This is a genomic window from Bifidobacterium sp. ESL0763 (genome assembly GCF_029433395.1).
Taxonomy (GTDB): domain Bacteria; phylum Actinomycetota; class Actinomycetes; order Actinomycetales; family Bifidobacteriaceae; genus Bifidobacterium.
In genome coordinates this window covers 60321-77964 of sequence record NZ_JAQTHW010000002.1, presented here as the reverse complement: position 1 = coordinate 77964, position 17644 = coordinate 60321, and the positions used below count along the sequence as shown (strand labels likewise).

Genomic DNA, 17644 nt, shown 5'->3' with positions numbered 1-17644 from the left:
CCTGATGTCACCATTGCTTTCTAAACTTGAGGGTTATGACTGATCAGGACAATAACACCATCAACGCCAGCCTTTCGCCGCTTCCCGACCGGGTCGGCGTCGACGGCCTCGAAGACAAATGGCGTGGCCGTTGGGACCACGACGGCACCTATGAATTCGAGATCCCGCGCGACGGCAACGGCGAGCCCGACCGCAAGGCCGTCTATTCCATCGACACCCCGCCGCCCACCGTCTCCGGCCACCTGCACGTCGGCCACGTCTTCTCCTACACCCACACCGACGTCATCGCCCGCTACGAGCGCATGCGCGGCAAGCACGTCTTCTACCCGATGGGCTGGGACGACAACGGCCTGCCCACCGAGCGCCGCGTGCAGAACTACTATGGCGTGCGCGTCGACACGTCGCTCAAATACGACCCCGATTTCAAGCCGCCGTTCGAGGGCACGCAGGGCAAGAAGATCAGCGCCCGCGACCAGGTGCCAGTGAGCCGCAAGAACTTCGTGGAGCTGTGCGAGAAGTTGACCGCCGAGGACGAGAAGCAGTTCGAGGCGCTCTGGCGCAGCCTCGGCATGTCCATCGACTGGCGGCAGACCTACCACACCATCGGCGAGCATCCGCAGCGCGTGGCCCAGAAGGCGTTCCTGCGCAACCTGGAGCGCGGCGAGGTCTACCAGAAGGACGCGCCGGGCCTCTGGGACGTCACCTTCCAGACCGCCGTGGCGCAGGCCGAGTTGGAGAGCCGCGAATACGACGGCTTCTACCACCGCGTCGCCTTTCGCTTTGAGGACGGCACCCCGATCTACATCGAGACCACCCGCCCGGAGCTCTTGGCAGCGTGCGGCGCGCTGATCGCCAACCCCGACGACGAGCGCTACAAGAAGTACTTCGGCCAGTACGTCTACTCCCCGCTCTTCAAGGTGAAGGTGCCGATCCTGGCGCATCCGGCCGCCGAGATGGACAAGGGCGCCGGCATCGCGATGTGCTGCACCTTCGGCGACCAGACCGATATCGAGTGGTGGCGCGACCTGAAGCTGCCCACCCGCCCGATCATCCAGCGCAACGGCCGCATCATCATGAGCGTGCCGGACTGGATCGAAGACGAGGGCGGCAAGGCCATCTTCGAGGAGACCGAAGGCAAGACCACCTTCACGGCCCGCAAGATCATCGTCGAGCACCTGCGCGAGTCCGGCGACCTCGACGGCGAGCCGAAGCCGACCAAGCGCATGACCAACTTCTACGAGAAGGGCGACAAGCCGCTCGAGATCGTCACCTCGCGCCAGTGGTACCTGAAGAACGGCGGCACTGACATGGGTCTGCGCGCCGAGCTGTTGGAGCGCGGCAAGGAACTGCAGTTCCACCCTGACTTCATGCGCGTGCGCTACGAGAACTGGGTCAACGGCCTCAACGGCGACTGGCTGATCTCCCGCCAGCGCTTCTTCGGTGTCCCGTTCCCGCTGTGGTACCCGGTCAAGGCCGACGGCGAGCCGGATTACGACCATCCGATCACCCCGAGCGAGGACCAGCTGCCGATCGACCCGACCAACGATGTGCCGGCCGGGTTCAGCGAGAACCAGCGCGACGTGCCCGGCGGCTTCACGGCCGAGAAGGACATCATGGACACCTGGGCCACCTCGTCGCTGACCCCACAAATCGTGACGCACTGGGCCGAGCCGGACCAGGAGAGCCAGGACCTCTTCAAAGCGACCTTCCCGATGGACCTGCGCCCCCAGGGCCAGGACATCATCCGCACCTGGCTCTTCAGCACCATCGACCGCGCACATCTGGAGAACCGTTGCCTGCCGTGGGCGCACACCGCGCTCTCCGGCTGGATCCTCGACCCCGACCACAAGAAGATGTCGAAGTCGAAGGGCAACGTCGTGGTCCCCAAGGAGCCGGTCGACAAGTACGGCGCCGACGCGGTGCGCTATTGGGCCGCCTCCGCCAAGCTCGGCCTCGACGCCACCTATGACGAGGGGCAGATGAAGATCGGGCGCCGCCTGGCCATCAAGCTGCTGAACGCCACCAAGTTCGCACTGGCCATCGGCCGCGAGGACGAGAACCACCATGTCGGAGAGGCCGCCACCGCTGCCTGGAACCCGGCCGACGTCACCGAGCCGCTGGACCGCGCGGTGATGGCGCGCCTGGCCTCCGTGATCCGCGAAGCCACCAAGTCGATGGACGTCTACGAGCACTCCAAGGCGCTCGAGCTCATCGAGACCTTCTTCTGGCAGTTCTGCGACGACTACATCGAGCTGGTGAAGAACCGCGCCTACGGCACCGCCGATTCCACCGGCAAGACGCCGTCGGAGGCCGCCGTGAAGTCCGCGCACACCACGCTGGGCCTCGGCCTCGAGGCGTTCGCGCGTCTGCTCGCCCCCTACATGCCCTTCGCCACCGAAGAGGTCTGGGGCTGGATGCACGCCGGTGAGGGCTCGGTGCACACCGCCGCCTGGCCGACCGCCGAACCTTACGAGGCCGCCGCGGGCGACGCCGACCCGGACATGCTCGTCTGGGCGGGCAAGGCGTTGGCCGAGCTGCGCGGCTTGAAGTCGCAGGCGAAGGTCTCGATGAAGACCCCGATCCTCAAGGCGACGCTCAACGTGGCCAACGAGGCCGGAAAGACCGCCGTCGACGCGAGCCTGGTCGACATCGCCGAGGCGGGCAAGGTCACCGGCCCGCTCGCGGTCGCACTCGACGCTTCCGCCGATGCCGCCGACAGCGAGATCATGGTGAAGGTCAGCGACGCCGAGCTCGGCGAGCCGCCGGCCAAGAAGCCCCGCAAGAAGAAGTAGGCTTCCGGCTTCCCACAGCGAAGCGGGGCCGCGCGCGACATCTGGTTCGTGCGCGGCCCCGCTTTGTATATTCTTGTATATCCTTGCAAATTCGGACTGTATATGCGTTGAGAAGCTATGGGTTACAGGCCAGGATATTCAATTGTCGAATCCACCTTCGAGCCACCGGAATATCGGAACCGTACAGGCATTCAGCCGGTCTGCATACCCGCCCTGATATTCAGCCCTACCTGTCTCACGCGGAGACGCCGAGCGCGCCCGGGTCTCCCCCGGCATCGGCGATGCGCTGGTGGCGCTTCTTGGCCTCGGTGACGACGAATTCGTGGTAACGCTCCTCGATATCGGGGTCGAGGCCGGCGGAAACGGCCACCTGGTGCAGGCGCTCCGACTGGCGTTTCTCGCGCTCCTTGTCTTCGGGAGCGAAGCCGGCGCGCGCCTTGAGCGCCCCCACCTCGGCGGTGCATGTGAAGCGTTCGGCGAGCAGCGAGACGATGGCGGTGTCGACGTTGTCGATGGACTGCCGCAGCTGCTTGATGCGCGCCACGTCGCGCGAGACTTCAGGATTGCGTTGGGCCTGGGCGTCGTCGATGGTCGTGTCGCTCCAGCCGGATTGCTCACTATCGTTCATGGTTCCTAGGATAGCGCGCCCGGCGCCAACCAGCGCGCCGCAGGTGCAGGCGAACGAGATCCGCCATATCCGATATGAAAGGCCGGCATGGGCTCCGATACGCACACGATTCCGGATACGAAAACGGCGGCACCCAGCCGTAGCCGGATGCCGCCGTCGATCGGATAAAGCGACCCGATCAGTTGGCCTTCTGCTTGATGATGGCCTGCAGGAAGTCGCGGTTGGTCGCCGTCTTCTTGAGCCTCGGCACGATGGTCTGGTAGGCCTGCTCCGGCTCGAGGCCGCCGAGCAGACGACGCAGACGGTAGATGACCGCCAGCTCGTCGTTCGGGGTGATGAGCTCCTCGCGGCGCGTGCCGGAGGCGTTGATGTCGATGGCCGGGAAGAGGCGCTTGTTGGCCAGATCGCGCGACAGGCGCAGCTCCATGTTGCCGGTGCCCTTGAACTCCTCGAAGATGACCTCGTCCATCTTGGAACCGGTCTCCACCAGCGCCGAGGCGATGATCGTCAGGGAGCCGCCGTTCTCGATGTTGCGGGCCGCGCCGAAGAACTTCTTGGGCGGGTAGAGCGCCTGGGCGTCGACACCGCCGGAGAGGATGCGACCGGAGGCGGGCGCCGCGATGTTGTAGGCGCGGGCCAGGCGGGTCATGGAATCGAGCAGCACCACCACGTCCTGGCCCAGCTCCACCAAGCGCTTGGCGCGCTCGATGGCGAGCTCGGCGACGGTGGTGTGGTCGGAGGCGGGACGGTCGAAGGTGGAGGAGATGACCTCGCCCTGCACCGTGCGCTCCATGTCGGTGACCTCTTCGGGTCGCTCGTCGACCAGCACGACCATGAGGTGGACCTCGGGGTTGTTGGTGGCGATGGAGTTGGCGATGTTCTGCAGGGTGATCGTCTTGCCGGCCTTGGGCGGGGAGACGATCAAGCCGCGCTGGCCCTTGCCGATTGGCGAGACCAGGTCGATGAGGCGACCGATGAGCTTGTTGGGAGCGGTCTCCTGGACGAGACGCTCCTGCGGGTAGAGCGGGGTGAGCTTGGAGAAGTGCGGGCGGCTGGCCGCATCCTCGATGCTCATGCCGTTGATGGTGTCGACCGACTGCAGCGGCACGAACTTCTGGCGCTGGTTGCGGCGTTCGCCCTCGCGCGGCGGACGGATCGTACCCTGCACGGCGTCGCCCTTGCGCAGCCCGTACTTGCGGATCTGGCCCATGGAGACGTAGACGTCGTTGGGGCCGGGCAGATAGCCGGAGGTGCGCACGAAGGCGTAGGAATCGAGCACGTCGATGATGCCGGCGACGGGCACGAGGCCCTCCTGCGAATCGTTGCGGCGGTCGTCACGACGGTCGTCACGGTCACGCTCGCGCTCGCGCTCGGAACGGCCGTAGCGGTCCTCGTGGTCACGGCGGTCGTTGTAGTCGTAGTTGCGGTCGCGGTCACGGCCGCGCATGCGACGCTGATGACGATCGTGGTCGCCGCGCTGGTGGCGCTCGTTGCGGCCACGGGAGCGGCGGTTGTATTCGTGCCGAGGCTCGGACTTCTCGTCCTCGCGCTCGTGCCTGTCGTCAGCGACGGGCAGCGTGGCAAGGATGTCGTCGAGGTCGCGCACATCGCCGGAATGGCCGTCACGGCCGGATTCGCGCTCGGCGCGGGAGCCGCGATGGACTCGCCTCTCCCCGTCGTCGTCCATCCGCTCGCCATGGTGGTGGACCGAGCGAACGTGCCTGCGCAGCGGCTCCTCCTCGGCCTCTTCGAAATCGAAGGTCGCGGCGTGGGCGCGCTCGGCCTGGGCATGCTCCGGCTCGGCGGGCTCCTGCTGCTTCACGGTGGTGTCCTCGGCATCGTCCTTCGTCTCTTTGACGGCGGGCTTGACGCTGGTCTTGGGCGCGCGTACGGTGACGCCGCTCGGCGCCTCACCGCCGGAACGGGCAGCCTGAAGGGTGGCGAGAAGATCCGGCTTACGCATCGTTGACGTGCCCCGGAGTCCCATCTGCTTGGCGAGCTGCTTGAGCTCGGGCAGCTTCATGTCTTCAATATTCTGGCTTGTTGCCACTGGTAATGCCTTTCCTTGGCTTCCTATAGCAATATCGCTCGGAAGCTTTATGAAAAAGATGCGGATTATGAAAAACCGCGTACGAACGTTCGTCGCCATTATGCGACTTTCGAACTGATGTTCACGATACCGTAAAGCTAAGACCAATGTGGGGATATGGCGGCGCGTCGGCCGAAACGCAGGATTGCGGCACGCGGAACGCTATGAAAATGACACAGAAAACGAGGAGGAAAGCGGCCGGCGAGACAGACCAGGACCGCAATCGGAAAACCCACCGGGAATGCGAAACCGGCCACCCATGCGAAGTGGGTGGCCGGTTCGCCGATTACGTCAGGATCCCATTCGAATCCCATTGGACGCGGAGGTGTTACTTCTCCTCGTGGTAGGACTTCTCGGTGTTGACGCTCCAGACGTTCTTCTTGTCGGCGCGGCCGGTCTTGATGTTCGAGACGGCCTCCATCGCGCTGGCCATGGAATGGTCCTGGTTGTTGTAGCGGTGCTGGCCGTTGCGGCCCACGCAGTAGAGGTTGCCGAAGGTGTCGAGGTAGTCGATCAGCTCGGGCATCTCGTCGTAGGTGTCGAAGTAGGCGGGGTAGGCCTTCTTGACGTGCTCGCGGTGGGAGTCCAGGACGTCCTCGGGGCCGTTGATCACGCGCATGCGGGTCAGCTCCTTGATCGCCAGCTTCGTGGCCTCCTCGTCCGAGAGGTTCCAGAAGTCGTCGCCCTCCTCGCAGAAGTACTCGAGGCCGACCCACACGGTGTTGTCGACGTCCTTGACCAGATACGGGCTCCAGTTGTTGAAGACCTGCACGCGGCCGACCTTGTAGCCCGGGTCCTGCACGTAGATCCAGCAGTCCGGCACGATCGGTGGGTTGCCGAGCGTCTTCATGTCGGTCGTGTTCTTCAGACGCAGGTGCTTGACCAGCAGGCCCACGGTGACGAAGTCGCGGTAGGGCAGACCGTTGGCGATGCGGGTCATGTCGGCGGGCACGGCCTTCGGCTCGGCGGCGACCTCCTTGCCCTCGCTCTTGTCGTCGGTGGCGCGGCCGATGGCGTTGACCAGGTCCTTGACGGGCATGGAGCTGATGAACTCGTCGGCGCCGAGCTCGGTGCGCGCGCCCTTGTCGTCCACGTAGACCACGCTGGCGATGCCGCCGTCGTCCTTCTGGCGCAGCTCGACCACGTTCGCGTCGGTGATGACCTTGCCGCCGTTGTCGACGACCTGGCCCTCGACGATCTCCCACAGCTGGCCCGGGCCGAGCTTGGGGTACCAGAACTCCTCGATCAACGAGGTCTCCACCTGGCTGGAATCGCGCTTCTTCGGCATCATCTTCGCGATCGCGTTCTTGAGCACCGTGATCACGGAGAGGCCACGCACGCGCTGGGCGCCCCAGTCGGCGCTGATCTGCGCGGGGGTGCGCCCCCACACCTTGGTGGTGTAGCCCTCGAAGAACATCGAGTAGAGCTGGCGGCCGAAACGGTTGATGTAGAAGTTCTCGAGGTTGTCCTCGGGCAGCTTGTGGATCATCGACCACAGATAGCTGAAGCCGGCCTTCATCGTCAGCTTGAAGCCCAGCGCCTTGAACAGGGCCGGGGAAAGCGAGATCGGATAGTCGAGGAAATGCTGGTTCCAGAAGATGCGCGAAACGCGGTGGCGCTTGAGCATCACCACGTCCGTCTTCTCCGGGTCCGGGCCGCCGGGCTCGAGGTCGTGGTGGCGGCCGAGCTTCTTGTCGTCGTACGAGGGCGCGCCCTGCAGCGGCATGATGTTCTTCCACCAGTCCATCACGCGGTCGTCCTTGGAGAAGAACCGGTGCCCGCCGATGTCCATGCGGTTGCCGTTGTGCTTCACCGTGCGGCTGATGCCACCGAACTCGCGCGTGGCCTCCAGCACCGTCACGTCATACTTGTCGGCGCCGCCGTCCTTCAACAGCTCCCAAGCCGCCGTCAGGCCCGCAGGCCCACCACCGATGATCACCACCGACTTCTTGCCGGATTTACCGTCGCTCACCATTACCTCCTGAAACAGTTCCGGGGACTTTCGACGCCCCGTCGTCCTGCATTGTTCAAATCACCACAAGCCTACACGCAGCCGCAAACGCGCGCCATCAATGTGCGCCAACATACACGAACCATCTGCAAGCGGGCTGATAATTCACGTTGAAAACAACTCACGATGTCGGGGAAGATATGCTTCGCTCGGGACGCTCCTTGGCCGCTCGGCCATGTCTTACGCCCGAGCAAAGCATATCTTCCCCGACATCTTCAACCAACAACTGCTAAAGCACCAATAATCTATTTTTATCCGCTTAAAAGCGCCTCAGAACACCGACATCCTTCGCAGTCACTCGCCTCGAGGATTACCTTGGCTGAGGTGTGGATAGCAAAAATATGCTTTCTTCGGGCGTAAGACATGGCCGAGCGGCCAAGGAGCGTCCCGAAGAAAGCATATTTTTGCTATCCACACCGTCATAAATAAGGAATCACATCAACGCATCAGGGATATCGATGTCGGTCTTCTGCACTTCCTCTACGTTGACATCCTTGAACGTGACGATGCGCACGTTCTTGACGAAGCGCGAGGAGCGGTAGACGTCCCACACCCACGCGTCGGTGAGCCGCACGTCGAAGTAGACGTCCTGCCCGGCCGAGCGCACGTTGAAATCGACCTTGTTGGCCAGGTAGAAGCGCCGCTCGGTCTCCACCACGTAGGTGAAGAGCTTGATGACGTCGCGGTATTCCTTGTAGAGCGCGAGCTCGGCGTTGGTCTCGTAATTGTCGAGGTCTTCGGCACTCACCGACGTCCTCCCTGCTGATCGTTGGAGCGGCGGTCGTCCTTCTGGGTGCGGCCGCCATGGTTGCCGTGGCCCAGATTACGCCACCATGCCTTCTTCGAGGTCTTGGTCTGCGTGGCGGAGAAGGGCCAGTCGGCGCCGTTCTCGTTCTCGTCCTTGCCGACCACGACCGGCGTGGTGCGTTTCCGTCCGTCCTTATTCGCCGAGGGCTTACCCGGCTCCGTGGCGGAAGCGGTTTCCTTCGAAGCGACCTTGCCCTTGGCCTTGGCCTTCTTGCCGGATTGAGGCGAGGCCTCACCGGCCTGTTCGGATGATCTGGCGAACGAATGCATCTCGCCGTTGCCCTTGGCCGCTTCGGAACGTGCCGAGGTATCGCCGGCAGCGGAACCGGCAGCGTTCCCGGACGCATCGGCGGTGGCCGACTTGGCGATCTCCGCCGCCAGCTGGTCGGCCTTGACCTTGGCGCGCTGCTGGATCTCGATGGAGTGCTCGCGGGCGGCCATGGCCTCCTTGACCCCGGGGTTGCCCTCGATGACGTGCATGCCGAAGGCGTCGAGCGAGCGGATCGGGTCGTATTCGTCGACGAGGGTGTCGAGGACGATGAGGTCCTGGTACTTGCCGAGCGCCGGGTCCCACAGCGAATCGCGCGAGGTGCCGGATTTGATGAAGCCGAGCGACTGGTAGACCGAAAGCGTACGGGCGCTCTTCTCGGGCACGGCCACCCAGATGCGGTGCATGCCCAGGCCCGCAGGCTCGGAGGCGAAGGCGTAGGTCATCACGCGGGGCATGGCGTCGCGGGAGTAGCCGCGGCCACGGTAGTCACGCCCCAGCATCACCTGGATGCGGGCCGAGCGCGACCAGCCGTCGAGGTCGATGAGGAAGATCATGCCGATGACGTTGTCGGTCTCGCCCGCGTCGATCTTGCCGTCGATGTCGTGGTCGGCGTCGGTGAGGATCGCCCAGGCCATCGTGCGGCGCGACTCAGGGTCGCCGACGCCGGAATCGCCCGGCGCCACCCCGTGCTGCCAGGCCTCGGAACGCTGGACCCAGGCGTGCACCAGCGCGCGCTCGGAGGCCTCGTCCTTGCCCATGTCGCCCGAGGCGTTGGCGTAGACCTGCAGCCGGTCGAGCTTGGGGAGGTCCTGGATCGTGGCCGGACGCAGATGCACCATCTCGCCACGGATCTCGGGGATGGAAATACGGTTGGGAAGCTGACGGGCATCCGGCCCGGCAGCCGGCTTTGCGGAGTTTGCAGACATCGTCACTCACCCTCCAACGAACTCGAGACACATCTATAACACAAGGATAGTGTATCGAAGTGACGAGTCCCGCGTTCACCACATGATATTCCCGTCAAGCACCAGTATGTTCTATCCGCTCCCCACTTGCTGAGTCTTCGGCATACTTATATACGCGAAAGCCTGGCCGGAAGGATATGCGTTGTTCGACCGTAAAGACTCGGCCAGAGCGGCCCGGAGCGTGTCGAATAACGTATATCCTTCCGGCCAGGCGTCAGTAACTACCCAGCCGAGAAGACTCAGCCCTTCATCTTTTTGATGACCAGCGAGCTCACGGCCTTGGCGTCGGCCTGGCCATGGGTGGCGCGCATGACGGCGCCGATGATGGCGCCCATGGGCTTCATGTTGCCGCTCTTGAGCTTCTCCGCCACGTCGGGGTTGGCGGCCAGGGCCTCGTCGATGGCCTTCTCGAGCGCACCATCGTCGGAAACGACCTGGTAGTTGTGCTTCTTCACGACTTCGTCAGGCGTACCCTCGCCGGCCAGAACACCGGTGACGGTCTGCTTGGCGAGCTTGTCGTTGAGCTTGCCCGCGGCTACGAGCTTCTCGACCTCGGCCACGTCGGCCGGGGTGATCGGCAGCTCCTCGAGCGAGACGCCGCGCTCGTTGGCGACGCGCGAGATCTCGCCGAGCCACCACTTGCGAGCGCCAGTGGCGGACGCGCCGTCCTTGACGGTCTCCTCGACCAGGTCGAGCGCGTCGGCGTTGATGAGGTCGCGCATCTGCAGGTCGGTCAGGCCCCATTCCTTCTGCAGGCGGGTGCGGCGCTCGCGCGGCATCTCGGGCATGGTCTTGGCGATCTCGTCGATGTGCTCCTGCGTGATGTGCAGCATCACGAGGTCGGGATCGGGGAAGTAACGGTAGTCGTTCGCGTCGGACTTCACGCGGCCGCCGGCGGTGGTCTGCGTGGCCTCGTCCCAGTGGCGGGTCTCCTGCAGGATCTCGCCGCCCTCGTCGAGGATGGCCGCCTGGCGGCGAATCTCGTACTGCAAGGTCTTCTTGATGCCGCGGAACGTGTTGACGTTCTTGGTCTCAGAACGGGTGCCGAGCTTGGTGGTGCCCTTCTTGCGCAACGAGATATTGACGTCGGCGCGCATGTTGCCCTGCTCCATGCGTCCGTGGGAGATACCCAGGGCACGCACGATGTCGCGGATGGCGCGCATGTAGGCGTCCGCGATCTCCGGGACGCGGTCGCCGCCGCCCTCGACGGGCTTGGTGACGATCTCGATGAGCGGGACGCCGGCGCGGTTGTAGTCGACCAGCGAATGGTCCGCGCCCTCGATGCGGCCGTCGGCGCCACCCACGTGGGTGTTCTTGCCGGCGTCGTCCTCGATGTGCGCACGCTCGATCGGCACGCGGAAGATGGTGCCGTCGTCGAGCTCGACGTCGAGGTAACCGTTGCCGTTGGTCGGCTTGTCGAACTGCGAGATCTGATAGTCGCGTGGCATGTCGGGGTAGAAGTAGTTCTTGCGGGCGAACTGGCTCCACTCGTTGATCTGGCAGTGCAGCGCCAAGCCCAGCTTGATCGCGAAGTCGACGGCGGTCTTGTTGACCACCGGCAGGCTTCCGGGCAGGCCAAGGCTCACCGGGCTCAGCTCCGTGTTCGGCTCCGCGCCGAACTCCTCGTGCGCCGGGCAGAACAGCTTGGTCTGCGTGCACAGCTCGACGTGGGTCTCCAGACCGAATACCGGGTCAAACTCCTTGACGGCATCGGAATACTTCATCAATTTTTCAGCCATGATTTTCTCCTTGCCGTCCGTTCACTTCGCGCTGTCGAGCCACGGGGTCTTCAGGCTCTGCCACACCGGGCCGCCCCACTGCTCCTCGAGGGCCGCCTCGAGCGCGGCCGCGGGCTTGTACATCTGCTCGTCGTGCTTCTGCGGCGCCATGAACTGGAAGCCCACGGGCAGACCGTCGTCGGAAAGACCGGCGGGAATGCTCATCGCGGGGGTGCCGGCCATGTTCGCCGGAATCGTGGCGACGTCGCTCATGTACATGGTCAGCGGGTCGTTCATCTTCTCGCCGAACTTGAACGCGGTGGTCGGGCTCGTCGGCGCGATCAGCACGTCGGCCTGCTCGAACGCCTTCTTGAAGTCGTCGATGATCAGGGTACGGACCTTCTGCGCCGAGCCATACCACGCGTCGTAGTAGCCGGCGGAAAGGGCGTAGATGCCGAGGATGATGCGGCGCTTGACCTCGTCGCCGAAGCCGGCCTCACGGGTGTAGGCCATCATGTTGGCGGCGGTCTGCGGCACGCCTTCCGGCGGCATGACGCGCAGGCCGTAGCGCATGCCATCATAGCGGGCCAGGTTGGAGCTGACCTCGGACGGCATGACGATGTAGTAGGCCGCGAGCGCGTAGTCGAAGTGCGGGCAATCGACCTCGACCACTTCGGCACCCATGGATTGCAGAAGCTTGACGGCCTCGTTGAAGCGGGCCTCGACGCCAGGCTGATAGCCGTCGCCGCCGAGTTGCTTGACCAGGCCGACCTTCATGCCCTTCAGGTCGCGCTTGTAGCCTTCGCGGGCGGCCTTGACGATCGGCGGCACGTCCATCGGGATGGACGTGGAGTCACGCACGTCGTGGCCGCCGATGACCTCCTGCAGCAGCGCGGAATCGAGCACGTTGCGCGAGACGGGGCCGATCTGGTCGAGCGAGCTCGCCATGGCGATCGCGCCGAAACGGGAGACGCCACCATAGGTGGGCTTGACGCCGACCGTGCCGGTCAGGCTGCCGGGCTGGCGGATCGAACCGCCGGTATCGGTGCCGAGCGCAAGCGGGGCCTCGAACGCGGCGACCGCCGAAGCGGAACCACCGCCGGAGCCACCGGGGACGCGGGAGGTGTCCCAAGGATTGTGGGTCGGGCCGAACGCGGAATGCTCCGTGGAGGAACCCTGGGCGAACTCATCGAGGTTGGTCTTGCCGAGCAACGGCATGCCGGCGGCCTTGAGCTTGGTGATGACCGTGGCGTCGTAGGGCGGGATCCAGCCTTCGAGGATCTTCGAGGCCGCGGTGGTCTCGATACCCTTGGTGACGATCATGTCTTTGATGGCGATTGGCACACCGGCGAGCTCCGGCAATCCCTCGGTCTCGCCCTTGGCGTTCTTGGCGTCGAAGGCATCGGCCTGGGCGCGCGCCTCGTCGGCGGAGACGTGCAGGAAGGCGTGGATGTCCGGCTCGGCGGCGTCGATGACGTTGAGCTCGGCGTCGACCAGCTCGCGGCTGGAGACTTCCTTGTTGCGAATCTTCTCCGCCATCTGGGCGGCGGTGAGCTTCACCAGTTCGTTTGCTTCGGTCATCAGGCCTCACCTCCAAGGATGCGCGGGGCGACGAACATGCCGCTCTCTGTGGCGGGCGCACCAGCGAGCGCGTCTTCGCGGCGCAGCGGCGTTTCGGGGACGTCGGGGCGCAGGTACGCCTCGAGCGGCACCGGGTTGGCGGTGGGCTCGACGTCGTCGGACGCGACCTCCTGCACCTTGTTGATGGAATCGGCGATGACGTTCAACTCGCCTTGCATGCGGGTCGCTTCCTCGTCGGTGAGCGCAATTTGGGCGAGTTGGCCCAGATGCTCGACTGTATCTCTTGTGAAAGTAGGCATAGCCTCAATTGTATGAGTCGTCTGTGACGTTCGGGTGACGAGATTCGGGTGCCATGGCGACCTTCCTGTGGCGGCGGACCGACGGTAGATCAACGGCCACCCAGCCCACGGTTCCAAACCAGTCATATTGTCGCCCAACCGGCTCCATCACCGACAAGACGACCATTCCCAACGTCCGCAAACATAGGTTTCCTCACCGAAACGAACAGACTGGTGCCTGCCCCGCCGCGACTACTGCTGGGAACAAGACAATCCTGCGAGAAAACGTACGTTTTAGGCCTTCAAAGTACACGTTTTCCAGCAGGACTGTCTTGTTTCTAGCGCGATCTAGCGGTCGAACCACGACAATCGTGAGCGGCACATCGACAGTTGCGTTTGAATCGGCGCATCCTCACCGAGAAGCCGTCGTCAGCTTTCGCCCGTTTCCAATGGCTTGCGCGTCTTGCCGACGGTGGTATTCATGCGCTCGATCGATCGCCGCCCGCTCCTGTGCGGTTACCGGATGCTGCTGAATCAGCGTTCCTGGCTCCCCCCGGAATTCACCGTTTTCGGCCTCCTCCGACCACTGTTCCACTTGCTCTGCCGTGACGCCGAAATACCTATACATCGCTTCCTGATTCATCATGCCTCCTTTCATAACCCGAGTTCTCTCATCATACCTTTTGTCGGCGGTGTAAGCGCATGGAAAATAAGCCACTCCCTGTTCTCCTTAAACGTCGCGACCATCTCAAGTAATCTGCCTCGGCCATCAAGCCCGATCGCCGACCATCTGCTTCTGTCGTTCCTTCGCTGACGGACACGAATCCGCGAGCGCCAGGCATGCCTGACGTCATCGTCGGCTATCTGCGGATGCCGCCGATGAATCCTGGGATCGACCAAAATGTTGTCCTGAGATATTTGCATATTCCCATTGCACAGGACGAACTGATTCGTATACAAGCCGGAACGGGTGATGTGGTCGAACGGTTGGGGTTATCCACAATCCAGGCGTGTCGCGGGAATTGGGGCGGATCCCAGGGCTTCGGCGATTGGTGGCAAATACTGACAGGGAATGGTCGACAGGTCTTGATGCTTCGAGAACCCATACGAATTCATATGTGTAGGAAGAAAGGAAATATACTCGGACGCTCCGCTACGAATCACCATTGCGAATTCCGTCGCATTTGTGGCATTCAACATCAAGAAGTCAATGAGGCTGCACGGACGCATGAAAGCGGCAACCTAGTTCCGGTTCCGGTGCAATCACACGGATATGGGCAAGCGAAAGCAACTCTCGCCCGGTGCGCTCTTGCACTCACATGAACTTGACGTAATCACACGAGCACGGGCGGGCGGAGGAAGCCGCCACCCATGCTCAGGCGGTCAGATGCTGGGATATCCAGCAGTGCATCGAGACCGCGGCGGCGGCGCCGGCGTTGATCGAGCGCACCGAACCGAATTGGGAGATGTAGACCACGTCATCGGCGAGTTCGAGCGCACGCTGGGAAAGGCCGGGTCCTTCGGCGCCGAAGAGCATGAGGCAGCGGTTCGGGAATCGGTAGGTCTCGATGGGGACGGCACCGGGAATGATGTCGAGCGCGATGATGCGCGAGGCTTTGGCCTCTTCGGCGATGCGGTGATAGCGGGCCTTGTCCACACGGAATTCGGCCTTGGCCTCGTCGACCTCGGCCTGTTTGATCTCCTCTGCGATTTCCTGCTTCCAGCTCGCCACCAGTTCCTCGATGGAAGGATGGTGGTCGACGTGCTGGTAGAGCTCGGTCATCAGCGCGCCCTTGCGGTTCCACTTGTGGGGGCCGACGATATGGACCTTGCGGGCGGCGAAGGCGTTGGCGGTGCGCACCATGGAGCCGATGTTGAAATCGTGCGTCCAGTTCTCGACGGCGACCTCGAAGCCGTGCCTGCCCCGGTTGTCGAGATCGGCCTTGATGGCCTCGACCGACCAATAACGGAACCGGTCGAGCACATTGCGACGATCGCCATTGTCGAGCAGTCCCGTATCGTAACGCGCGTCGAAATTCGGCGATTGCGGATCGTCGGGCCGGGGTTCGCCGGCGTGCTCCTGCGCCCACGGGCCGACGCCTATCTTGCGGAACACCGGTTCGCCGGAAGCCTGGGCTGCGGCGGTCACGGGATTGGGATCACGCATGATATTCAGTGCCCTCCTCGGTCATTGCATTGGCATCGACACCGGCCATGGCCACACCACCGATGCTTCTCAACTGTACGCGGCGATTGAACTGCCTGGAATACGAACGCTTGCCACATGCGGCGAAAGCCACGGCGGGCGCAAATCCTGCCTCACGCATATCAGTCGGCCCGTTCCGCGACCGAGGCGTCACCACGCAACTCGTCCTCGTCGAAAGCCTTCACGAACGGCAGATCGTGCTTGTCGCCGGAAACGGGGTTGATGACCTTGATGCTGTCCGCATCGGCGTCGCCGTCACGGCCCACACCGCCGATCAGCGAGGCGATGGCCACCACCTGCGCGCCCTCGTGCTCGACGATGCCGAAGTCTAGGCTCAACTCGTTGCCATTGCGCAAGGTGACCAGCGACGAGGTCTGCACATACGATTTTTCGGAAAGCCATGAGTCGAGCAGCACCACGCGTTTGCCTTTGACGGACGGCCCCTTGACCGAGGGGTAGACGAAGTCCATCACGAAACCGTCGAGCTCGTGCCCGCGCGCACCGGCGGCCTGCATCACCGCGGTGACCATGGGCACGGCGGCGGCGGTCAACGCACCTACCGCATCAAAGTCGCCAAGCGCAAAACCGCGGCGCCCGAGCGCGTCGAGCAACGCGTCGCCGATCAGCTCCGCTCCCCTGTGCCCGAGGCTGACGTCGTATAGCTCGCTGAATGGCTTTTTGGCTATCATGGCGCGCAACAATGCCCGCAGCTCATCGTCGCCCTCGGCCCTGCCATTGCCGTCACTCATTTGCGCCCTCCTTGGATTCAAGGTTCAATTCGGGGGCGGTCAGCTCGTGGACGTCGGTCTTCTCGGAATCCACCATGTCGACCGGCTCGATGACCTTGCTCGAATCAATCTTCTGCATCTTACGCGCGGTGACCAACACACGCGATTCCAGCGAGGCCGCGAAGGCGTTGTAGGCGGAGACCGTACGGGTGAGTGAGTGGCCGAGTTTGTTGGCCCTGTCGCCCAGGACGGCGAAGCGCTCGTACAGCTCGCGCGAGAGGTCGAAGAGCATCTTGGCGTCGTCGGTGAGGCTCTGCTGCTGCCAGGCGAACGCGACCGACTTCAGCACCGACCAGAGGGTGACCGGCGAAGTGAGCGCCACCTTGCGTGCGAACGCGTCGTCCATCAGCGTCGGATCAACCCGCAGAGCCGCTTCGAGCAACGCGTCGTTGGGGATGAAGGCGATGACGAAATCGGGAGTGGTGTCGAAGGCGTTCCAATAGGCCTTGTCGCCCAGGGTCTTGACATGCTCGCGCAGCGCCTTGGCATGGGCGGCGAGCAGCTCATCACGGCGTTTGAGCTCGTCCTGCGAGGCGGTGTCGGGAATCTCGCAGGCCCGCTGGTAATCGGAATACGGAGCCTTGGCATCGATGGGGATGGTCTTGCCGCCGGGCAGATAGACCACCATATCCGGCCGTTGCACCCGGCCTTCAGGATCGGTGACGACCACCTGAGTGTCGAAATCGACATGTTCCAGAAGACCCGCCGACTCGACGATGTTGCGCAGCTGCGCCTCGCCCCACGCACCGCGCACCTTGTTGTTGCGCAACGCGGCCGAAAGCGAGCTGGTCTCCTTGTCCAAACGGGTCTGCTGGTCGTTCAAGCCCTTGAGCTGCTGGCCCAGGGCGCCCATCTCGTGCTTTCGGCCCTCCTCGATCTGGGCGACCTTCTGCTGCAGGGCGTCGAGGTTCTTCTGCACCGGGGCGAGCGCCGAGAGCACCTTGCTCTGCTCGGCCATCGCCTTGGCCTGCCGTTCCTGCTTGCGCGCGGCGGCCTGCTGCTCCTGCTCGCGCTGCCGCGCCACACGCACCTGCTCAGCCTGCTGCGCCTGGGCCAACTGGGACTTGACGAAGGCGAGCTGCTGGTTCAGCCCCTCGGCCTGCGTCCGGTATTGCGCCGCTTTCGTCGTCAGGTCGCCGACCTGTCGACGCAACTCGTCGTTCTGGGCCTGTGCCTGCCTCGCATCGACACCGCTACCGCCACCCTGCACGGCCTCCTGGCCCTTGGATTTGCCCAGCACGAAGCCGGCCATCAGTCCCAGCGCCGCCGCGAGGATGACCAGCACAATAATCACAACAGGATTTTCGAACATATGTTCTATTAAACCGGAAACCATAGACGACGCCCAGCCGGCTACGTCATCCGCATCCCCCAAGAGGCAACCGGATAATTTCCCTCATTCAAACCACCGAGATTCAGCCCGTCGCTCCAATCAATGGCGAAGCGCCTCTCCAGACACGGGAATGGCGTCCCCGCCGGAAAATCCCAGCGGAAACGCCATCCACATCAT

General features: G+C 63.7%; 13 protein-coding genes and 2 pseudogenes. 1 reads left to right on the top strand and 14 read right to left on the bottom strand.

Translation table 11 applies throughout. The annotated features are described in order from the left end of the window. Window positions 1-35 precede the first annotated feature (35 nt). Window positions 36-2792 carry a valine--tRNA ligase gene (gene valS, locus PT282_RS01200; RefSeq protein WP_277167783.1) on the top strand — a complete coding sequence of 919 codons (2757 nt, stop codon included), beginning with the start codon at window positions 36-38 and terminating at the stop codon, window positions 2790-2792. Between the two features lie 235 nt (window positions 2793-3027). Here valS and PT282_RS01195 read toward each other — a convergent pair whose 3' ends face one another. The 14 genes and pseudogenes from PT282_RS01195 to PT282_RS01135 form a co-directional block, all read right to left on the bottom strand. Continuing rightward, window positions 3028-3420 (bottom strand): chorismate mutase, encoded by a 393-nt coding sequence (locus PT282_RS01195; RefSeq protein ID WP_277167782.1) that lies wholly within the window; start codon window positions 3418-3420, stop codon window positions 3028-3030. A gap of 178 nt (window positions 3421-3598) precedes the next feature. After that, on the bottom strand, window positions 3599-5470 hold the full coding sequence (rho, locus tag PT282_RS01190; protein WP_277167781.1) for a transcription termination factor Rho: 1872 nt from the start codon (window positions 5468-5470) through the stop codon (window positions 3599-3601). A 367-nt stretch (window positions 5471-5837) separates the two neighbouring features. Beyond that, the gene (locus PT282_RS01185; protein WP_277167780.1) at window positions 5838-7484 is read right to left on the bottom strand and encodes an NAD(P)/FAD-dependent oxidoreductase; all 1647 of its coding nucleotides are present in this window, start codon (window positions 7482-7484) and stop codon (window positions 5838-5840) included. A 469-nt stretch (window positions 7485-7953) separates the two neighbouring features. Continuing rightward, window positions 7954-8268 carry a DUF2469 domain-containing protein gene (locus tag PT282_RS01180; RefSeq protein ID WP_277167779.1) on the bottom strand — a complete coding sequence of 105 codons (315 nt, stop codon included), beginning with the start codon at window positions 8266-8268 and terminating at the stop codon, window positions 7954-7956. After that, window positions 8265-9524: a GNAT family N-acetyltransferase gene (locus PT282_RS01175; protein ID WP_277167778.1), complete on the bottom strand. Its 1260-nt coding sequence runs from the start codon at window positions 9522-9524 to the stop codon at window positions 8265-8267. The genes PT282_RS01180 and PT282_RS01175 overlap by 4 nt, the downstream gene beginning before the upstream one ends. 278 nt (window positions 9525-9802) lie before the next feature. Then, window positions 9803-11302: an Asp-tRNA(Asn)/Glu-tRNA(Gln) amidotransferase subunit GatB gene (gatB, locus tag PT282_RS01170; RefSeq protein WP_277167777.1), complete on the bottom strand. Its 1500-nt coding sequence runs from the start codon at window positions 11300-11302 to the stop codon at window positions 9803-9805. Between the two features lie 21 nt (window positions 11303-11323). Further along, window positions 11324-12862 carry an Asp-tRNA(Asn)/Glu-tRNA(Gln) amidotransferase subunit GatA gene (gene gatA, locus PT282_RS01165; RefSeq protein ID WP_277167776.1) on the bottom strand — a complete coding sequence of 513 codons (1539 nt, stop codon included), beginning with the start codon at window positions 12860-12862 and terminating at the stop codon, window positions 11324-11326. Continuing rightward, window positions 12862-13161: an Asp-tRNA(Asn)/Glu-tRNA(Gln) amidotransferase subunit GatC gene (gene gatC, locus PT282_RS01160; RefSeq protein ID WP_277167775.1), complete on the bottom strand. Its 300-nt coding sequence runs from the start codon at window positions 13159-13161 to the stop codon at window positions 12862-12864. Before gatC ends, gatA begins: the two co-directional genes overlap by 1 nt. A 391-nt stretch (window positions 13162-13552) precedes the next feature. Further along, window positions 13553-13786: a hypothetical protein gene (locus tag PT282_RS01155; RefSeq protein WP_277167774.1), complete on the bottom strand. Its 234-nt coding sequence runs from the start codon at window positions 13784-13786 to the stop codon at window positions 13553-13555. Between the two features lie 729 nt (window positions 13787-14515). Continuing rightward, window positions 14516-14767: pseudogene (locus tag PT282_RS07585) on the bottom strand (TrmH family RNA methyltransferase); the annotation flags it as partial. 68 nt (window positions 14768-14835) lie between these two features. After that, window positions 14836-15307 (bottom strand): annotated as a pseudogene (locus PT282_RS07580) (RNA methyltransferase); the annotation flags it as partial. Then, window positions 15300-15467: a hypothetical protein gene (locus PT282_RS01145; protein ID WP_277167772.1), complete on the bottom strand. Its 168-nt coding sequence runs from the start codon at window positions 15465-15467 to the stop codon at window positions 15300-15302. The pseudogene PT282_RS07580 and the gene PT282_RS01145, both read right to left, overlap by 8 nt. A gap of 1 nt (window position 15468) precedes the next feature. After that, entirely contained in the window at window positions 15469-16095 is a 627-nt protein-coding gene (locus PT282_RS01140) for an orotate phosphoribosyltransferase (RefSeq protein ID WP_277167771.1), read from the bottom strand. Beyond that, on the bottom strand, window positions 16088-17446 hold the full coding sequence (locus tag PT282_RS01135) for a DNA recombination protein RmuC (RefSeq protein ID WP_277167770.1): 1359 nt from the start codon (window positions 17444-17446) through the stop codon (window positions 16088-16090). The genes PT282_RS01140 and PT282_RS01135 overlap by 8 nt, the downstream gene beginning before the upstream one ends. Between the last annotated feature and the right edge of the window lie 198 nt (window positions 17447-17644).

Excerpts from the sequence above, each read along its gene's own strand:
- valS (WP_277167783.1), top strand. The coding sequence starts at position 36 with ATGACTGATCAGGACAATAACACCATCAACGCCAGCCTTTCGCCGCTT.
- PT282_RS01195 (WP_277167782.1), bottom strand. The coding sequence starts at position 3,420 with ATGAACGATAGTGAGCAATCCGGCTGGAGCGACACGACCATCGACGAC.
- PT282_RS01185 (WP_277167780.1), bottom strand. The coding sequence starts at position 7,484 with ATGGTGAGCGACGGTAAATCCGGCAAGAAGTCGGTGGTGATCATCGGT.
- PT282_RS01175 (WP_277167778.1), bottom strand. The coding sequence starts at position 9,524 with ATGTCTGCAAACTCCGCAAAGCCGGCTGCCGGGCCGGATGCCCGTCAG.
- gatB (WP_277167777.1), bottom strand. The coding sequence starts at position 11,302 with ATGGCTGAAAAATTGATGAAGTATTCCGATGCCGTCAAGGAGTTTGAC.
- gatA (WP_277167776.1), bottom strand. The coding sequence starts at position 12,862 with ATGACCGAAGCAAACGAACTGGTGAAGCTCACCGCCGCCCAGATGGCG.
- gatC (WP_277167775.1), bottom strand. The coding sequence starts at position 13,161 with ATGCCTACTTTCACAAGAGATACAGTCGAGCATCTGGGCCAACTCGCC.
- PT282_RS01155 (WP_277167774.1), bottom strand. The coding sequence starts at position 13,786 with ATGATGAATCAGGAAGCGATGTATAGGTATTTCGGCGTCACGGCAGAG.
- PT282_RS01145 (WP_277167772.1), bottom strand. The coding sequence starts at position 15,467 with ATGCGTGAGGCAGGATTTGCGCCCGCCGTGGCTTTCGCCGCATGTGGC.
- PT282_RS01140 (WP_277167771.1), bottom strand. The coding sequence starts at position 16,095 with ATGAGTGACGGCAATGGCAGGGCCGAGGGCGACGATGAGCTGCGGGCA.
- PT282_RS01135 (WP_277167770.1), bottom strand. The coding sequence starts at position 17,446 with ATGTTCGAAAATCCTGTTGTGATTATTGTGCTGGTCATCCTCGCGGCG.